This window comes from Cupriavidus sp. (assembly GCF_057315035.1).
In genome coordinates this window covers 22,448-38,391 of the sequence record NZ_DBHKYV010000031.1, presented here as the reverse complement: position 1 = coordinate 38,391, position 15,944 = coordinate 22,448, and the positions used below count along the sequence as shown (strand labels likewise).

The following is a 15,944-nucleotide window of genomic DNA, read 5'->3' as shown; positions in this document are numbered from 1 at the left end:
GGAGACATCGATGAGCTTTCCAACCTTTGAACAGATCCAGGTAGGCGATGCATTGCCGCCGCTGACGCTGGAACCGATCGACCGTACCACGCTGGCGCTCTTCGCCGGCGCTTCGAACGACCACAACGCAATTCATATCGATATCGACTACGCGCGCCGCGCGGGCATGCCAGACGTGTTCGCGCACGGCATGCTGTCGATGGCATGGCTGGGCCGACTGCTGACGCTTTGGGTCGACCAGCGCCAACTGCGCCACTTTGCTGTGCGCTTTGTCGGCATCACGCACCTGGGCCATCGCATTACGTGTACTGGCCAGGTGGTGGAGAAATATGAAGCCGAGGGCGAGCGACGCGTCAAGGTAGAACTGCGCACCGCAAACCAGTACGGCGAAACGAAAATCCTGGGCGACGCCGTCGTCGCCCTGTAAGTCTCAAACCAATATCAAAGGAGTGGAAGACATGGGAGCACTGGAAGGAAAAGTCGCGCTGGTTACCGGATCGGGTCGCGGCATCGGCCACGCCATCGCATTGCGACTGGCGCGTGAAGGCGCCCGGCTGGTCATCAACGACCTCGAAGCCGAACCGGCCCACGAAACGGTGAAGACGTTGCGCGAGATGGGTGTGGAGGCGGTAGCGTGCGTGGGCAATGTTTCTGCACCCGATTTCGCGGACCGTTTCATTGGCACCGCGATGTCCGAGTTCAAGGGTATCGACGTGATCGTGAACAACGCCGGCTTCACCTGGGACGACGTGGTCCAGAAAATGAGCGACGAGCAATGGTACGCGATCCTGGACTGCCATATGACCGCACCGTTCCGCATCCTGCGCGCGGCCTACCCGCATCTGAAGGCACTGCACGCCGCCGACAAGGAAGCCGGACGCGAGGTCTACCGCAAGATCGTCAATATCTCGTCGACCTCGGCGCTGAACGGCAACGCCGGGCAGATCAACTACTCGGGCGCCAAGGCAGGCGTGATCGGCATGACCCGTGCGATGGCGCGCGAATGGGGCCGCTTCAACGTGAACGTCAACGCTGTGGCCTTCGGCCTGATCCAAACGCGCATGACCTCGGCGGATGCCTCGGCCGGCGCCACCGTCAACATCGAGGGCCGCGATATCCGCGTGGGCCTGAACCCCGAGATGCTGAAGACCCATGCCCAGCGCAATCCGCTGGGACGGGGCGGCACGCCGGAAGAAGCGGCCGGCGGCGTCTACCTGTTCTGCTCGCCCGATTCCAACTACATCACTGGGCAAACTATTGCGGTAGCCGGCAACTTGCAGTAATCAATGCGATACCGCTCGTTATGCGCTCCCCTCTCCCGCGCTGCGGGAGAGGGGTTGGGGGAGAGGGCCGGCGGTTCAATCCATGACAAGTCGCAATTTGAACCTCACGCCCTCTCCCCCGCCCCTCTCCCGCGCGCGGGAGAGGGGAGAAAACCAAGGGCATATTCCGGATCCGGCTATTCCACCATTGCACCGGCCACGCCTTCGAGCAGGTCGCGGTCGTGTACCGACGGCATTTCCATGAACGGCCGACGCGATACGCTCCACAGGCGCATGTCCTCGTCCGTATGGAAAACCTGCGCCTTCGGCATCGCGGGCCAGCTTTCCACGCGCAGCCACATACGCAGCAGATGCCGGCGCTGCGATAGTTCCTTGTGGTCTTCGTAGTCGGTGCGGCCGTGCACCAGCATGCGATTGTTCAGGAACTGGATGTCGCCATCGCGGAATCCCATGTCCAGGTAATGCTCGGGCATCGCGGCGGCCTTGCGCGCGTGGTAGAGCGCGTCCGACTCTTCCTGGCTGAATGGGCATTGGCCGCTTTTCTCGGCCAGCCGTGCGTAACCGGTGGGCAGGTATGACGTAATCTCGCCATTGCCGTCGTCAGCAAAGAACGGCACGGGATGCTCGCTGAACGTGCGCGTGGCACGACGGCCATCTTCGTCGGTGCGTTTGAGAATCAGGCCGCGGCGCAGGATCTCCAGCGATCGCGGATGATTTTCGAGCAGATAGTTATGGACCGCGAGTGCGCTCGATATCCGGCTTGCACCGCCGGAGATGGCCGTGCGCAGGCACATCAGGCCGATGATGTCGCAGGAATCCGTGTGCATGAGTTGCCCGCCACCCTTGCGATAGCCACGTGACTTGGGCTCATAGTCGCTGACGTTGACCACATGGCCAAGCCGGTCGCCAAGGTACGACTGCGTCATGGTCTTGCCGATATACGCGCCCAGGCCGAAATAGATGCGTGCCATGTCGTCGTCGCTGTACTGATCGCGCGGCAGGCCTCGCAACATCAGGAAACCGGCGCCTTCACGCAGGCGCTGCGGTAGCGAAGCCATCAGCTTGCCAACCTTGTCGAGCGGGAACGTCTCGGGCGTGACGTCCGGGAAATCGACTTCGCCCAGTGATTTCAGGTGCTTGAGCGCCAGGTCGATCTCGCGCAGATCCGCGTTGTCGAGCACATGCAGTCCTTCTTTCATCCAGTCGATGTCGGGGCCTTTCCAGGCGCCCGGACCCGTGATCGGTTGGCCCAGTCGGTTCATTGTCTTCTCCTAGTGTGTGCGGTTGCGTCTGGCAGTCGACCAGTGGTCACGCTGCATGGGAAACGGGTGCGGAAGTCACGGCCTCGCCGCGCTGGCCGGAGACCAGTGCGCCATTGGCCTGCATGCGCTGCAGCGCGGCGACACCGAGCACCTCGCGAACGATCTCGTCGTTGTGCTGGCCAAGGCTCGGCGCCGGCAGCCGAAACTGGCCGGGCGTGTCGCTCCAGCGCGGCACGATGTTGTGCATCGGCAGTGCGCCCAGTTCGGCGTCCGGTACTTCAACCAGGCTTTCGCGTTCGGCCACGTAGGCGTCTTCGAGCACCTGTTCCGCGTTGTACACAGGGCCCACGGTCACGCCGGCCGCTTCAAAGATGGCCATGTTCTCATCGAGCGAACGCGCGCGAATGTACTCGCCGACCACCTTGTCGACCTCTTCGATATTGGCAAGCCGCGCGCTGTTGGTCGCGTAGCGCGGGTCTTGCAGCATATGGCCGTGTCCGATGGTTTCCATCAGGCGGCGCGCCACGCTGTTCGACGCGGTGGACAGCGCCAGCCACTTGTTGTCCTGCGTCTGGTACACATTGCGCGGCGCCGTGGTGTTGGACCGGCTGCCGGTGCGGCGCTTGAGCTTGCGCGTGAACTGGAAGTTCGCGGCCTGCGGGCCCATGATCGACAACATCGGTTCGAACAGCGACAGATCGAGCACCTGCCCGCGTCCCCCGCACACTTCCACATGCCGCAACGCCATCATGGTGGCGCTGGCTCCGTACAGACCCGTCGTCATGTCGCCAAGGAACATCGGCGGCAATACCGGTTCGCGGTCTTCGAATCCGTTGATCGCGGCAAAGCCGCTGTAGGCCTCGACCAACGTCCCAAAGCCCGGTTTGTGCCGATACGGTCCGGTCTGCCCCCAGCCCGAGATGCGCGTGATCACGAGCCGTGGGTTGAGGGCATGGAGCACCTCGGGAGCAAGGCCCATGGCTTCAAGCGTGCCGGGCCGGAAGCTTTCGACCAGCGCATCTGCGGTGCTCACCAGTTCCTTGATCAGCGCAATGCTGTCGGGGTTGCGCAGGTCCAGGCCAACGCTGCGCTTGTTGCGCGAGTAGGTCTTCCACCAGATATCGAGGCCATCGGTCTTGAAGTTGCGCAGCGTGTCACCGTCGGGCGGCTCGATCTTGATTACGTCGGCGCCAAAGTCAGCCAACTGCAGCGTCAGCATGTTGCCCGCTACCAGGCGGCTCATATCGATGATGCGCAGTCCGTGCAGCGGGCCGCGTGCCGTGGGATCGAACGATTTGCGTTGCATCGCTGGTCTCTCAGTTGGTGGCCACGGCCACGTTGCGGTCTTTCACGAGCGTGCGCCACTTGACCACCTCGGTGCGCACATAGCTTGCGAATTGCGGTGCGCTCATGTCGCCCGGCTCGGTCGATTCACGAGCAAACAGCTCGCGCATGGTCGGCGTCTCGGCCACCGCGCGGATTTCCTGGTTCAGGCGATCCACCACCTTCTTCGGTGTTTTGGCCGGTGCGAAGACGCCCCACCATGCCTCGACCACGAAGCCGGGCAAGGTCTCGGCCACCGTGGGCAGGCCCGGCGCGAAGCGCGACGGTTGCGCCGACGTGACCGCCAGCGCGCGTACCTGTCCTGCCTTGAGCGGACCCGCCACCGATGCCGCCGTAGTGATCATGATCTGGACATTGCCGCCGATCATGTCGACGACGGCGTTCGACACCCCCTTGTATGGCACATGCACTGCATTGCCTTCACCAAGCGCATTGAGCAGTTCGCCGCCGAGATGGCCGCTTGAACCCGGCCCGGCCGAGCCGAAGTTGATGGCCTTCTTCGGACCATGGATTGCCTGCACCACGTCCTTGACGCTCTTGTACGGCGTGCTCGCGGCTGTCACCAGCAGCATGGGCCCACGATTGAGCATGGCCACCGGTTCGAACGACTTGATCGGGTCGTACGGCAACTTGGGCTGAATTGCGGCATTGGTGCTGAAGCTTAGCGAGTTGAGCAATAGCGACGATCCGTCGGCCTCGGCCGTGGCCACTGCCTGCGCACCAATGGCGCCGCCTGCACCAGGCTTGTTCTCGACCACCACGGTCGAGCCAATCCGTTGCGACAGGCCCTGCGCCAGCGCACGGGCGAACAGATCGTTGCTGCCTCCGGGCGAGAACGGCACGACGATGCGAATGGTCTTGGGTAAGGCGGGTTCCTGGGCCATGACCGGTGCGGTACTCGCGAGGGCCAGTCCCGCGCATAGCAGGCCCAGCATGAGGGTGTGGGGGCGTTTCATGTTGTCTCCTGTATTTTTTTGGAATGGACGCGGCGAAGCTGCTATGGCAGGCTGGCGGAAAGCGCTTCCCGTTCGAGCAGCCCGTGTTCGCGTGCCTGCGCCAGCAGCGCTTCGGCGCGCTTCACGAAGGGCGCGTCGATCATCTGGCCGTCGACCGTACAGGCACCCAAACCAGCGCGTGCCGCGTGCGCCGCGGCTTCCACCACGCGCAACGCACGCTCAATCTCGGCGGCGCCAGGACAGAACACGGCATTGGCAAGTGCGACCTGTTTCGGATGGATGCAACTCTTGCCCACGAAGCCAAGTTGCCGAGCCTGTTCTGCTTCGGCACGGTAGCCGTCGGGGTCGCCGATATCGGGAAACGCGCCATCGACGGCCAGCACGCCCGCCTCTCCGGCTGCAAGTCGCAGCGCCAGCATGCAGGCATGCACGGCCTGCGTATCGCGGCGCGCGATGCCGAGCGGTTCGAACAAATCGCCGAAACCAAGCTGCAACCCCATCACCAGCGGATGCGCCTGGGCAATCTCGGCGGCGCGTCGCAAGCCGCGTGGCGACTCGATATTGAGCAGCAGCCGGGGCGTGCGCGCCGCGTCGTGGGCGGCACTGGCTGCGATCACGAGTTCAGCCGCCTGCATCGTTTCGTCGGGACTTTCCACCTTCGGTACGTTGATGATGTCCACGCCATCGCCGGCCAGTGCGCGTACATCTTTGGCGAACGCAGCGGTATCCACGGCGTTAACGCGCACGATCAGTGTCTTACGCGCCGCCGCGGTGTGCGGGTCGGCGAAGAGTCCGGCCAGTGCCTGCCGGGCTGCATCCTTGCGATTTGCGGGAACTGCGTCCTCGAGATCGAACGACAGCGCATCGGCGTCGGAGGCCAGAGCCTTGGCAAAAAACTCCGGGCGATTTCCCGGTACGAACAGCTTGCTGCGCATGGCGATTCATCAAATGGTTGGCGAGCGATGAAACGCAGTATGGGCAGCAGCTGACTAAAGAAAAATACGTATTACCTTTCTTCAGAAGATAGGTTATCTATCTTCCCACCCCAGCATCCATATCCAGTCCATAGCGCTTGTGCGGCATGCTGCCTTTCGCCAGCCCCGTACGTGGCCCCGACGTCATGAATACGCTGTTCCTTCAGAATTTCCTGGCCGTGCTTGAACACGGTTCCATGGCCGAGGCCGCCCGGCGGTTGTCGCTGACGCCTGCCGCGATCGCGCAGCAGATCCGTGCGCTCGAACGCGACATGGGTGCGCCGCTGGTGATACGGGCCGGTCGACAGGTGGTTGCTACCGAGGCCGGCGAGCGCGTGGCGGCGCGCGCCCGCGACGTACTGGCCCATATCAGCGCCATGCGCGAAGCAGTACTCGACCAGAAGGAACTGGCTGGTGAACTGCGGCTCGGTGCAGGCCCCACGGCGTTGACCGGAATGGTTCCCGACCTCTTGAGCGGACTGATCAAGCGCTACCCCGGCATCAATGTCTTCGTGCAGCCAGGCTATTCCGTCGACATGCATCCGGCCGTGCTCAGTGGCGCGCTGGACGCCGCGATCGTGATGGCCTCGCCTGCGCCGCTGCCCAAGCTACTGCACTGGCAACTGCTGCGCGAGGAACCACTAGGCGTGCTGGCGCCCGCGCAACTGGCGGGCTCCGATCCTCACGAGCTGTTGCGCACCGCCCCATTCATTCGCTACGACCGCCACGAATGGGGCGGCCTGATGGCCGACCGCTATCTGCGCGAAAACGGCATCGCACCACATGAACGTTTCGAACTCAATTCGCTATCAGCCATTGCGGTCATGGTGGACCGCGGCCTCGGCGTTGCGTTGGTGCCAGAGTGGATCCGCCCGTGGCCGGAAGGGCTGCGCCTCGTGCATCTGCCGTTGCCAATGCCAAGCGAGCCGCGCCGCATGGGACTGATCTGGTCACGCACCACGCAGCGTACGCGCCTGGTGGAGGCCCTGCGCGATGAAGCAGTGCGGCGTTTCAGGGGCACTTCATCGTGAAGGGCTGCGGTGCGCAACTAGCGTATCTCCTGCCCCAGCGCACCGCCAAAGCGATACCGCACCCCGGGATGCCAGAGTACAACCACGGACGCGACCGCGTCACGTGAGAACGTACGCCGGCGCAGCACCAGCGCGGGCTCGGATGGTTCGATGGCCAGCATCTCCGCTACCTCTGCATTCGGCAGCAGCGCCTCGATCTGATACTCGGCACGCTGCAACGGGGCCACGCGCATCAGGTGTTCGTTCGGCGTAGTCGTCCCAAAATCTGTCTCCATATAGTCTGGTGCCAGGATCGGGTTGACCCATCGGTCTTCGACCTGGATCGGTACGTCGTTCTCGTAGTGAAGGATCACCGAGTGAAACAGCGCGCTGCGCTCGCGTACGCCGAATTGGGTAGCCAGGCTACGCGTGGCCCGTTGCCGTTCCAGCCGGTACAGGCTGCTGCGGTGCCGATGGCCGCGTGCACGGATTTCCTCGGCAATGCTGCGGATCTCGACCACGGTGGCCTGGTAGCGCTGCTGTGCCACAAAGGTGCCGGCGCCCTTGCGTCGCACCAGTATCTGTTCCGCCTCAAGCTCATTGAGCGCACGGTTGACCGTCATGCGCGAGACCGCGAACGTCTCGGCGAGCCGCAGTTCGGGCGGTATAGCCTCGCCCTCGCGCCAGACCCCTGCCGCAATCTGTGCTTGCACGTAGTCCTTGATGCGCTGGAAGGCCGGTACGACCGGCACGCCCGGTTCGACTTGCTCGCTGGCTAGGACGGCAGGGTTCGATGGCATTCAAACTTCCTTCAGCAATGACCAATGACGGTGAAATGTGCCGCAATCGCGCGCACAGCGATAGTGCCATCGGCACCACGCACGTGCGATTGCGAGTCTTATGAGAAAACCGCTTTCCGATATGCGAAAAGTTGTCTATACAGTATCGGGCAGCTTCATTAAGATCAGTCTATACAAGTCGGCCGACAGCACAAGGGGTACAAGGGTTGCTGCACGGATAACCGGGTCAAGGATTGGAAATTGAAGTACGGGAGTTACGCGTGGATCGTTGCATGCCCAAGCCGGCGTTGAGCCGGTTCTTGTTGTCGGCCCTTCCGGCCGCCCTGTCGATTGTTTCGATACTGTCGTGGATGCCGCTGCGCGCCATGGCGCAGCCCGATGACTACCCGGTCAGGCCAGTGCGTATCGTCGTGCCGTTCGCGGCTGGCGGCGTGGCCGATGCGTTGCCGCGTCTGGTCGGGCAGAAACTGTCCGAGAAATGGGGCAAGCCGGTCGTGGTCGACAACAAGCCCGGCGCTGCAGGCAATATCGGCATGGAGACCGTCGCGCGAGCAGCGCCTGACGGTTATACGCTTGGCCTGGCGCCGGCCGGTAACCTGACGGTCAATCCGGTGCTGTTCAGGAAGCTGAACTTCGAGGCCAGGGACTTCGTGCCGGTGACCTTGCTGGCCACTTCGCCCAATGTACTGGTGGTCAATCCCGCAGTGCATGCGCGCACGCTCAAGGACCTCGTTGCCTATGCACGGAGCCATCCGGGCGAGCTTAACTTTGCTTCGCCGGGTAGTGGCAGTGGTGCGCATCTGGCTGGCGAACTGCTGAACCTCGATGCCGGCATCAAGACCGTTCATGTGCCCTACAACGGCATGGCGACCGCCCTCAATGACGTGCTCGGTGGCCAGGTGCAGATGATGTTCGGAGGCATTTCCACCGTGCTGCAGCATGTGCGCACCGGCAAGCTCGTGGCGCTGGCCGTTGCGGGCCCGCGCCGCTTGCCGCAACTTCCCAATGTGCCGACGGTGGCCGAGTCGGGATACCCGGGCTTCGACGTGACATCGTGGTACGGGCTGGTTGCGCCCAAGGGTACGCCAGACAGCGTGGTGCGCAAATGGCAGGCCGATGTGGCCACGGTGCTGCGCGATCCTGACGTGCGCCAGAAGCTCGACGGCCTTGGCCTCGAACCGGTTGGCAGCACCAGCCAGGCGTTCGGTGAAACCATCGCGAGCGAAACCACCAAATGGCGCGCCATCGTGCATCGCGCCAATATCCCCCCGCTGCAGTAAGGAGACCTTCGTGAAAGAGTTGTACCTGACCTACCTGAACGGTCCCGATGTGGCCGAACTCGCGCTGACCGATGCCGAGATCCTGGCGGCCGTAGAGGCGGCCCTGGCCGCGCAAGGGCGCCGCGAGACAGTGATCGAGCCGCGTGTGCATCTGGTGCCTGAGTCGTCGGACAAGGGGCATTTCAATGTCCTGCGTGGCTTTATCAAACCACTGCACGTCGCCGGCGTAAAGGTGGTCTCGGATTACGTTGACAACTACAAGCAGGGGCTGCCGTCGGAAATGGCGCTGCTCAACCTGTTCGATCCCGACAATGGCACACCGCTGGCCGTGATCGATGCCACTGCGATTACGGACATGCGCACTGGCGCGGTCACCGCACTCGGTGCCAAGCATCTGGCACGCAAGGACAGCAAGATTCTTGGCCACGTGGGCGCGCGCGGTACCTCCTACTGGAATGTGCGATTGCTCGACTCGCTGTTCCATTTCGACGAAATCCGCGTGCACTCGCGCCGGCCTGAAAGCCGTGATGCGTTTGCCGCACGGCTCTCGCAAGACCTGGGCAAGCGCGTGATTGTCACCGACGACTGGGAGTCGTGCGTGCGCGGCGCCGATATCGTCGTCGAGGCATCGCGCTTGCCCAAGCCCGAACCCAAGCTGCTGACCGAGTGGATCAAGCCCGGTGCGCTGGTGATTCCGTACGGCACGATGAGTGCGGTGGAATTGTCGCTGACCGACATCATGAGCAAGATGGTGGTCGACGACTGGGGCCAATGCCGCAAGGGGCTTCCGTTCGGCGCGCTGCGTCAGCATGTGGATAGCGGACGCCTGAACGAAGAGAACCTGCATGCGGAGCTGGGACAGATCGTGGCCGGGCTCCGGCCCGGGCGCGAGCGTGACGACGAGACCATTTTGTTCTGGCACCGCGGGCTATCGACCACCGACATCGCCTTGGGACATGCCATGCTGACCAAGGCCCAAGCCAGGGGACTCGGCCAGACCTTGCGGTTTGCGTGACATGGCAACCGGCATTGCGTCGACCCGCATGTACAACGCCACGCCGGCGGTGACCCAGGCGTGGCAGGCGCTGCTCGATCGCGTCTTCAACGAGTTGGGGTGGGCGGTCGACGTCGTGCCATTTGCGTGGCCGGCGTCGCTGACATCGCTATGGCAACGGCCCGACCTGGTATGCGGGTTCATGTGTGGGCTGCCTTTCGCGCAGGGCGTGGCGCCCGTCGTACCGTTGGCGGCGCCAGTGCCCTCGCCTGCGGTATATGGCGGGCTGGCACGCTATAGAAGCGAATTGCTGGTGCGCAGCGAACGCGGCTGGAACAAGGTCGAGGATACGTTCGGACATCGGATCGGATGGATGGCCACGCATTCCCAATCGGGCTACCATGCCGCCAGGCTGATGCTGGCACCACATGCCGCATCTGCGGGCGCGCTGTTTGCCGAATCGGTGGGGCCGCTCGACACGCCGATGCGCGCGCTGTCGGCCCTGCGTGAGAACGCCATCGACGTCACCGCGCTGGACAGCTACTTCCTCGATCTCATCCGCCGCCATGAACCGGCGTTGCTCGATGGCCTGCAGACGATCGCATGGACACCCTGGACGCCGAATCCGCTACTGGTAGCATCCGCAACGCTTGGTGACAACGCGTTGAACGCGCTGTCGCAAAAGCTGTGCGAACTCCATTGTGATGACAGCCATACAGCGGTGCTGGACGCTGTGCAGGTCAGCAAGTTCGTGCATCCCGATCCAGCCACATACAAGAGCCTGGCCGTTGCTGCAGCGCAGGATCGCGGCTATCCGGCACTGCGCTGAATCCGGCGGTTCCGTGCCGACCTGCTCCGGAAACAGTTCCGCAGAAGCGTCTCGCGCAACATATACTGCGTCAATATCGAAGCGGTGATCGACCCGCCGCCTCGGCCTGCAGTTTCGTCGCCTGAGCCCCCGCGGGAGTCCTGCATGCTGACTGCCATTGCCTATGCAATGATCGTCGTCTTCATGGCGCTGATCATGACCAAGCGTCTTTCGGCGATGGTCGCCCTGATCCTCGTGCCCATCGTGTTCGGGCTGCTTGCGGGGTTCGGACTGTCCCTTGGCCCGATGATGCTGGAGGGCATCAAGAAGCTGGCGCCAACCGGCGTGATGCTGATGTTTGCCATCCTGTATTTCGGGATCATGATCGATGCGGGGCTGTTCGACCCCGCAGTGCGGGTGATCCTGCGGCTGGTTGGCAACGATCCGGTCAAGATCGTGATCGGCACCTTCGTGCTGGCTGCGGTGGTCTCGCTCGATGGCGACGGCTCCACCACGTACATGATTACCTGCGCCGCCATGCTGCCGTTGTACAAGCGGCTGGGCCTCAGCCGCCTGGTGCTGGCGTGCGTGATCATGATGGCGGGGGGGCTGATGAATATCCTGCCATGGGGCGGCCCGACCGCGCGCGCGGCCAGTTCACTGGGCGTCGATGTGGGTCAGTTGTTCGTGCCGATGCTGCTGCCGATGGCGGTGACCGCCGTGTGGTGCATCTTCGTGGCGGCCATGCTGGGACGCCGTGAACGGCGACGGCTCGGTGCCATCACGCTGGCCTCGACCGGCACGCCGTCCGACGATGCCGCGATGGCCGTCACCGCCAGCGCGCCCGATACCACCCGCCCCCGGCTGCTGTGGTTCAACCTTGCCCTTACCGTACTCCTGATGGCCCTGCTGATCCACGGCGCGATTCCGCTCCAGGTTCTGTTCATGGTCGCATCGGCCATCGCACTGATGGTCAACTATCCCAGCATGCAGGACCAGAAGGAACGGATTGCCTCCCATGCGGGCAACATCGTGCCAGTCGTCTCGCTGATTTTTGCCGCTGGCATTTTCGTGGGGATCTTGTCGGGCACCAAGATGGTCGATGCGATTGCCGCGAGTGTGATTGCCGGGCTGCCGAACTGGCTGGAGCCGTACCTCGCGGTAGTCACCGCCATCCTGAGCGTGCCATTCACGTTCTTTATCTCCAACGACGCGTTCTACTTCGGTATCCTCCCGATCCTGGCCAAGGCCGGGGCCGTCCACGGGATCTCCGCCGCCGAACTGGGGCGGGCTTCCCTGATCGGCCAGCAGGTGCATCTGCTCAGTCCGCTGGTTGCATCGACCTATCTGCTGGTCGGACTTTCCGAGGTGGAGTTCGGCGACCACCAGCGCTTCACCCTGCCCTGGGCACTGTCGGCCGCGCTGGTCATGCTCGTGGCGTGCATTGTCTTCGGCGTGATTCCGGTCGTCGGCCGGACCTGAGGCGCGCTTATGCCGAACCAACGGATGCCATCATTCGCGCGACGGCGCGCCATGCTTGCCCTGGCACTGGGCGTTCCGCTGGTTGCCGCCGCACAAGAGTCAACGGAACTGCTCGACTACGCGCCACGCTCGGCACCGCCGCCCGGCTATGCGCCAGACTATGCCGCCATCGTGCGCGCTGCCGAGGACGAGGGGCGCGTGTTGATCTACGCCACCACCGATGCGGACCTCGTCAGCCCGCTGCTGGCGGACTTCCAGTCGATGTATCCACGTGTCAGGGTCGAATACGACGACCTCTCGAGCACGGAGATGTACCACCGCTACCTGGCCGAGATCCAGCTGGGTAGCGAGTCGGCCGACGTGCTGTGGAGTTCGGCGATGGACCTGCAGGCGAGCCTGGTCAGGCGCGACTATGCGTTGCGCTACGAATCGCCCGAGGCCGCCGCCCTCCCCGACTGGGCGCGCTGGCAGGACCGCGCCTGGGCCACCAGTTTCGAACCGGTGGCGCTGGCCTACAACAGGAAGTTGCTGCCGGCAACCGCGGTACCGCGTACCCATGCCGATTTCGCGAGTCTGCTGGCGGCGCAGGCGCCAAAGTTACACGGCAAGGTCATCACCTACGACATCGAGAAATCGGGGCTGGGTCTGCTGCTGGCTGCCCAGGACGCCAAGGCATGGCCATCGTTCTGGGACATGGTGGCGGGGCTCGGCGCGGTTGGTGCAAGGTTCTCGACGACCACGGCCGACATGCTGCGCAAGGTGGCAAGCGGCAACATGACGCTTGCCTACAACGTGCTGGGCGCCTACACCATTGCCCAGGCGCGCAAGGACCCCAATCTTGGATATGTATTCCTGACCGACTACACGTTGGCGCTGCCCCGCTTCCAGTTGATCAGCCGCCGCGCCAACCATCCGAATGCCGCACGGCTATGGGTGGACTACACGCTGTCACGGCGCGGACAGTCGCTGCTGGCCCAGCGCGCCGGCCTGTATGCCGTGCGTGCCGACATAGCGGGCGATGCCACCGCCGCGAAGCTCACGGCGCAACTGGGCCGCAGCCTGCGCCCAATTACACCTGACGCCGATCTGACCCGGCATCTGGATATCGATGCCTATCGGGAATTTGTCAGGCGCTGGCGCGCGGCCACGAAGCAGGCGTAGCCAGGCTTTTTTAAACGTTGCCAGACGTTACGTGGATATCCTAGATATGCTGGGTGCCAGGTGGGAGTTGGGGTGGAGGCGGCGAAGGCGGATTGTAGGGCCCGGCCGGCGCGGTATAGCCGGTCTGTGGTTGCGGTTCCGGGATTTCGAATGGGGCTTCGAGCAGTTCGCGGATGGCCTGACGGCTCGCATCCTTGTCTTCCTGCGGCAGATTCTCAAAACCCGGGATGATTTCAGCCAGCAGGTCCTCGCGCCGTTGCGAGGCCAGTGCCTGGGGATTGTCGCTCTCCAGGCCCAGCAGCAGCACGGCAATACCGGCCGGCCCGCTGCCGATGCCAAACAACTTCGTGGAAAGCTGCTCGACCACCAGCCCGGCCGCAAGATCTGCTGCCATGCTCGACGCCAGCGCCTTGGCTTGCGAATCCGCGCGTATCAGGATGACACCCGCCGCCGCGGATGCGGCCAGCACCAGTAGCACACCACCAACAGTGGCCACGCCACGCATCTTCGTCAGTCTCATGCCACGCTGCAGCGTGAGCACCTTGATGGCAGCCTCCCAGCTTGCCTGGCTCGAAAACATCTTGCCAACGCGTACGTCGTAGACCCACAAGCCTTTGCCAAACAATGCCTTGGTAAAGCGCACCGTTTCGCCGGCGAAAGCGTTCGACACCACCAGGCGGCAGTTCCCCGCCTTCACCGCCTTTGCGGCGAGATCCGCCTGCGCCTTGGCCGGACCCTTGGGCCAGCGCTCGAGTATGTTGATCACGTCCTGGTTTCCAGCCGACTGTGAAGCCGTCAGCGCATTGGCGCCGTTGATGCCACGCATCCATGCCTTGTTGTCGATCAGCCAGACATAGCCGTCCGGGGCCAGCGTTATCAGGTCAACGCCGCTGGCGGACACGCTTTTGTATAGGGGCCGGAACACCGCGTGGCCGTCCTTCTTGAGCGCATTCTCGATGAGCAGCTCGCCAATCAGGCCCACCAGATGTTGGCGGTAGCTCGGCGCAATGACGGTCCCGCTGACCTGCTGGAACATCGGATCGGTCGCCGCTTCGGCCTGGACGCCCGGCGACGTTATGCCCCCCGGTTGGCCACTGGCATCCGCGCCGGTATCGTAGGGCGCGCCCATGCCAGCCGTGCTGTCCCGCGCCAGGTCTGCCGCGGATGCGCCAAGGTCGCCGTGCACCGCCTGCCGATAGGCGTCGCGCTCGTTCATGCCGCCGCCCGTCCCGCCGGATCCGCTCGTTCCCGCACCCGGCAGCATTCCTGCTCCACCTCCCTGCGCGCCGCTCGTGGCGGCGCCCGACCGGTCCATCGAGCGGCCGTGATTGATCAGCGCCCCCGATCCCGACATCGTCTGCGATGCGCCTGAGCCGCCTCCGCCACCGCCGCCCATTACGGACTTGACTATGTCGGCAGCGATCTGCCCCATGGCCACGGCCTTCTGCGCTTGTGTGCGCATGTTGGCGCTGGCCAGTTGCCCCGCATCGGTTGCCGCCTGCAGTGTTTCCTCCATCCCGGTCTTGACCAGTCCCTGCGTGCCCGCGAGGCCGCTCATGTCGCGGAACATGTTGGGGCTTGCCAGCGTGCCCAGTACCGCGCCAACCCCGGTCGGGTTCGGCAATGTCTGGGGGTTCACGATGTTCAGCACCGGTTGCCCCAGTTGGCCCGGCTTGAGGTCTTCGGCCGTCGCACGCGACCCGGTGCTTACCGGTGCGATCTCGGTGGGCGTAAGCGGGATCGGGGAGTCCTGCCAGTTCCAGAAGCGCGTGATATCGAGCTTCTCGGCGGAATTCGACCGGCCCAGCACCGCCTCGGCAAACACGCCGGTGGTCGGCAATGGAATCAGCCGTTCATCCGCCGACTGCTTGCCCACGGTGATGGCACGGTCATGCAGCAGGTCGCCCCACGCCTTGGGTTGACCTGCTTCGGTGACGCCCGACGGATCCACCGGATCGGCCGGTGCACGGAACACCAGATAGTTGCCCGCCATGGTCAGCGGTCTTGGTTCCAGCTGGTCGATCAGCGCGCGGCCGTTCCACGAATACTCCGCCAGCATCGCCACGATGGTTCCCGAGTCCAACGAACGATGGATGGCGTTGCTGTAGTAGACGCGGTTGGCATTCAGGTGGGCGATCAACTCCTTGCGGCGGTCTTCGCGGTCACTGCTCAGTTCCAGGATCTGCCGCTCGCCCTTGCCGCCCGGCCACTGCACGGCCATCGGCGGGCTGGTGAAGCGCGTGCCCAGGTACGACAGGTCAAGCGTGACCGATCCCGACACCGCCTGCTCGTCGTCACTGGTCAGCAGGATGCGCGCGATGTCCACCAGTCTCAGCCCGGCGGTCACGTAGACCATGGCGCCGGACTCCATGCTGATCACCACATCGGCATCGGCGCTGCTGCGCACCAGCCGCACGCTCTTTGCCGCAAGGCCCTCGAACAGCAGCGCCACCAGTACCGTATCGTCCGGAAAATGGAAATCCGCCGAGCCGGCCCGAATGATCGGCCGGCCCACGGCGTGCGCGGCCGCGCTGATTGCTTCCAGCGCGGCCGAAGTCAGCACCTTCGCCTCGATGATCTTGACAGCCAT

At 63.9% G+C, this 15,944-nt stretch carries 14 protein-coding genes; 8 read left to right on the top strand and 6 right to left on the bottom strand.

Features of this window, described 5'->3' with window-relative positions; all coding sequences use genetic code 11:
* Positions 1 to 10: 10 nt before the first annotated feature.
* Positions 11 to 427, top strand: coding sequence for a MaoC/PaaZ C-terminal domain-containing protein (locus tag ACO550_RS28360; RefSeq protein ID WP_315597718.1), 417 nt, complete (start codon positions 11 to 13; stop codon positions 425 to 427).
* Between the two features lie 31 nt (positions 428 to 458).
* Entirely contained in the window at positions 459 to 1,283 is an 825-nt protein-coding gene (locus ACO550_RS28355; RefSeq protein WP_315597717.1) for an SDR family NAD(P)-dependent oxidoreductase, read from the top strand.
* 176 nt (positions 1,284 to 1,459) lie between these two features.
* Here ACO550_RS28355 and ACO550_RS28350 read toward each other — a convergent pair whose 3' ends face one another.
* From ACO550_RS28350 to ACO550_RS28335, 4 genes are read right to left on the bottom strand one after another with little or no spacing between them, the layout of a single operon-like run.
* The gene (locus tag ACO550_RS28350; protein WP_315597716.1) at positions 1,460 to 2,545 is read right to left on the bottom strand and encodes a TauD/TfdA family dioxygenase; all 1,086 of its coding nucleotides are present in this window, start codon (positions 2,543 to 2,545) and stop codon (positions 1,460 to 1,462) included.
* A gap of 46 nt (positions 2,546 to 2,591) precedes the next feature.
* Complete coding sequence (locus tag ACO550_RS28345) at positions 2,592 to 3,851, bottom strand: CoA transferase (RefSeq protein WP_315597715.1); 1,260 nt, start codon at positions 3,849 to 3,851, stop codon at positions 2,592 to 2,594.
* A 10-nt stretch (positions 3,852 to 3,861) separates the two neighbouring features.
* Entirely contained in the window at positions 3,862 to 4,845 is a 984-nt protein-coding gene (locus tag ACO550_RS28340; RefSeq protein ID WP_315597714.1) for a tripartite tricarboxylate transporter substrate-binding protein, read from the bottom strand.
* 41 nt (positions 4,846 to 4,886) lie between these two features.
* The gene (locus ACO550_RS28335; RefSeq protein WP_315597713.1) at positions 4,887 to 5,780 is read right to left on the bottom strand and encodes a CoA ester lyase; all 894 of its coding nucleotides are present in this window, start codon (positions 5,778 to 5,780) and stop codon (positions 4,887 to 4,889) included.
* 185 nt (positions 5,781 to 5,965) lie between these two features.
* On the opposite strand from ACO550_RS28335, the gene ACO550_RS28330 reads away from it, so the two are divergent.
* Positions 5,966 to 6,850, top strand: a complete 885-nt coding sequence (locus tag ACO550_RS28330) for a LysR substrate-binding domain-containing protein (protein ID WP_315597712.1) — start codon at positions 5,966 to 5,968, stop codon at positions 6,848 to 6,850.
* Between the two features lie 17 nt (positions 6,851 to 6,867).
* Here ACO550_RS28330 and hutC read toward each other — a convergent pair whose 3' ends face one another.
* A complete protein-coding gene (gene hutC / locus ACO550_RS28325) occupies positions 6,868 to 7,629 on the bottom strand; it encodes a histidine utilization transcriptional repressor HutC (RefSeq protein ID WP_315597711.1) in 762 nt (253 codons plus the stop codon).
* A 272-nt stretch (positions 7,630 to 7,901) separates the two neighbouring features.
* On the opposite strand from hutC, the gene ACO550_RS28320 reads away from it, so the two are divergent.
* The 5 genes from ACO550_RS28320 to ACO550_RS28300 all read left to right on the top strand — a co-directional run bounded on the left by ACO550_RS28320 (position 7,902) and on the right by ACO550_RS28300 (position 13,354).
* The gene (locus tag ACO550_RS28320; protein ID WP_315597710.1) at positions 7,902 to 8,909 is read left to right on the top strand and encodes a tripartite tricarboxylate transporter substrate binding protein; all 1,008 of its coding nucleotides are present in this window, start codon (positions 7,902 to 7,904) and stop codon (positions 8,907 to 8,909) included.
* 10 nt (positions 8,910 to 8,919) lie between these two features.
* Positions 8,920 to 9,924 (top strand): ornithine cyclodeaminase family protein, encoded by a 1,005-nt coding sequence (locus ACO550_RS28315; RefSeq protein ID WP_315597709.1) that lies wholly within the window; start codon positions 8,920 to 8,922, stop codon positions 9,922 to 9,924.
* A 1-nt stretch (position 9,925) separates the two neighbouring features.
* Positions 9,926 to 10,732: a phosphate/phosphite/phosphonate ABC transporter substrate-binding protein gene (locus ACO550_RS28310; RefSeq protein ID WP_315597708.1), complete on the top strand. Its 807-nt coding sequence runs from the start codon at positions 9,926 to 9,928 to the stop codon at positions 10,730 to 10,732.
* Between the two features lie 144 nt (positions 10,733 to 10,876).
* Entirely contained in the window at positions 10,877 to 12,193 is a 1,317-nt protein-coding gene (locus tag ACO550_RS28305) for a citrate:proton symporter (RefSeq protein WP_315597707.1), read from the top strand.
* A gap of 24 nt (positions 12,194 to 12,217) precedes the next feature.
* Positions 12,218 to 13,354 (top strand): extracellular solute-binding protein, encoded by a 1,137-nt coding sequence (locus ACO550_RS28300; RefSeq protein WP_315597706.1) that lies wholly within the window; start codon positions 12,218 to 12,220, stop codon positions 13,352 to 13,354.
* Between the two features lie 40 nt (positions 13,355 to 13,394).
* Here the strand turns inward: ACO550_RS28300 and ACO550_RS28295 are convergent, their stop codons facing one another.
* Positions 13,395 to 15,944: a hypothetical protein gene (locus ACO550_RS28295; RefSeq protein WP_315597705.1), complete on the bottom strand. Its 2,550-nt coding sequence runs from the start codon at positions 15,942 to 15,944 to the stop codon at positions 13,395 to 13,397.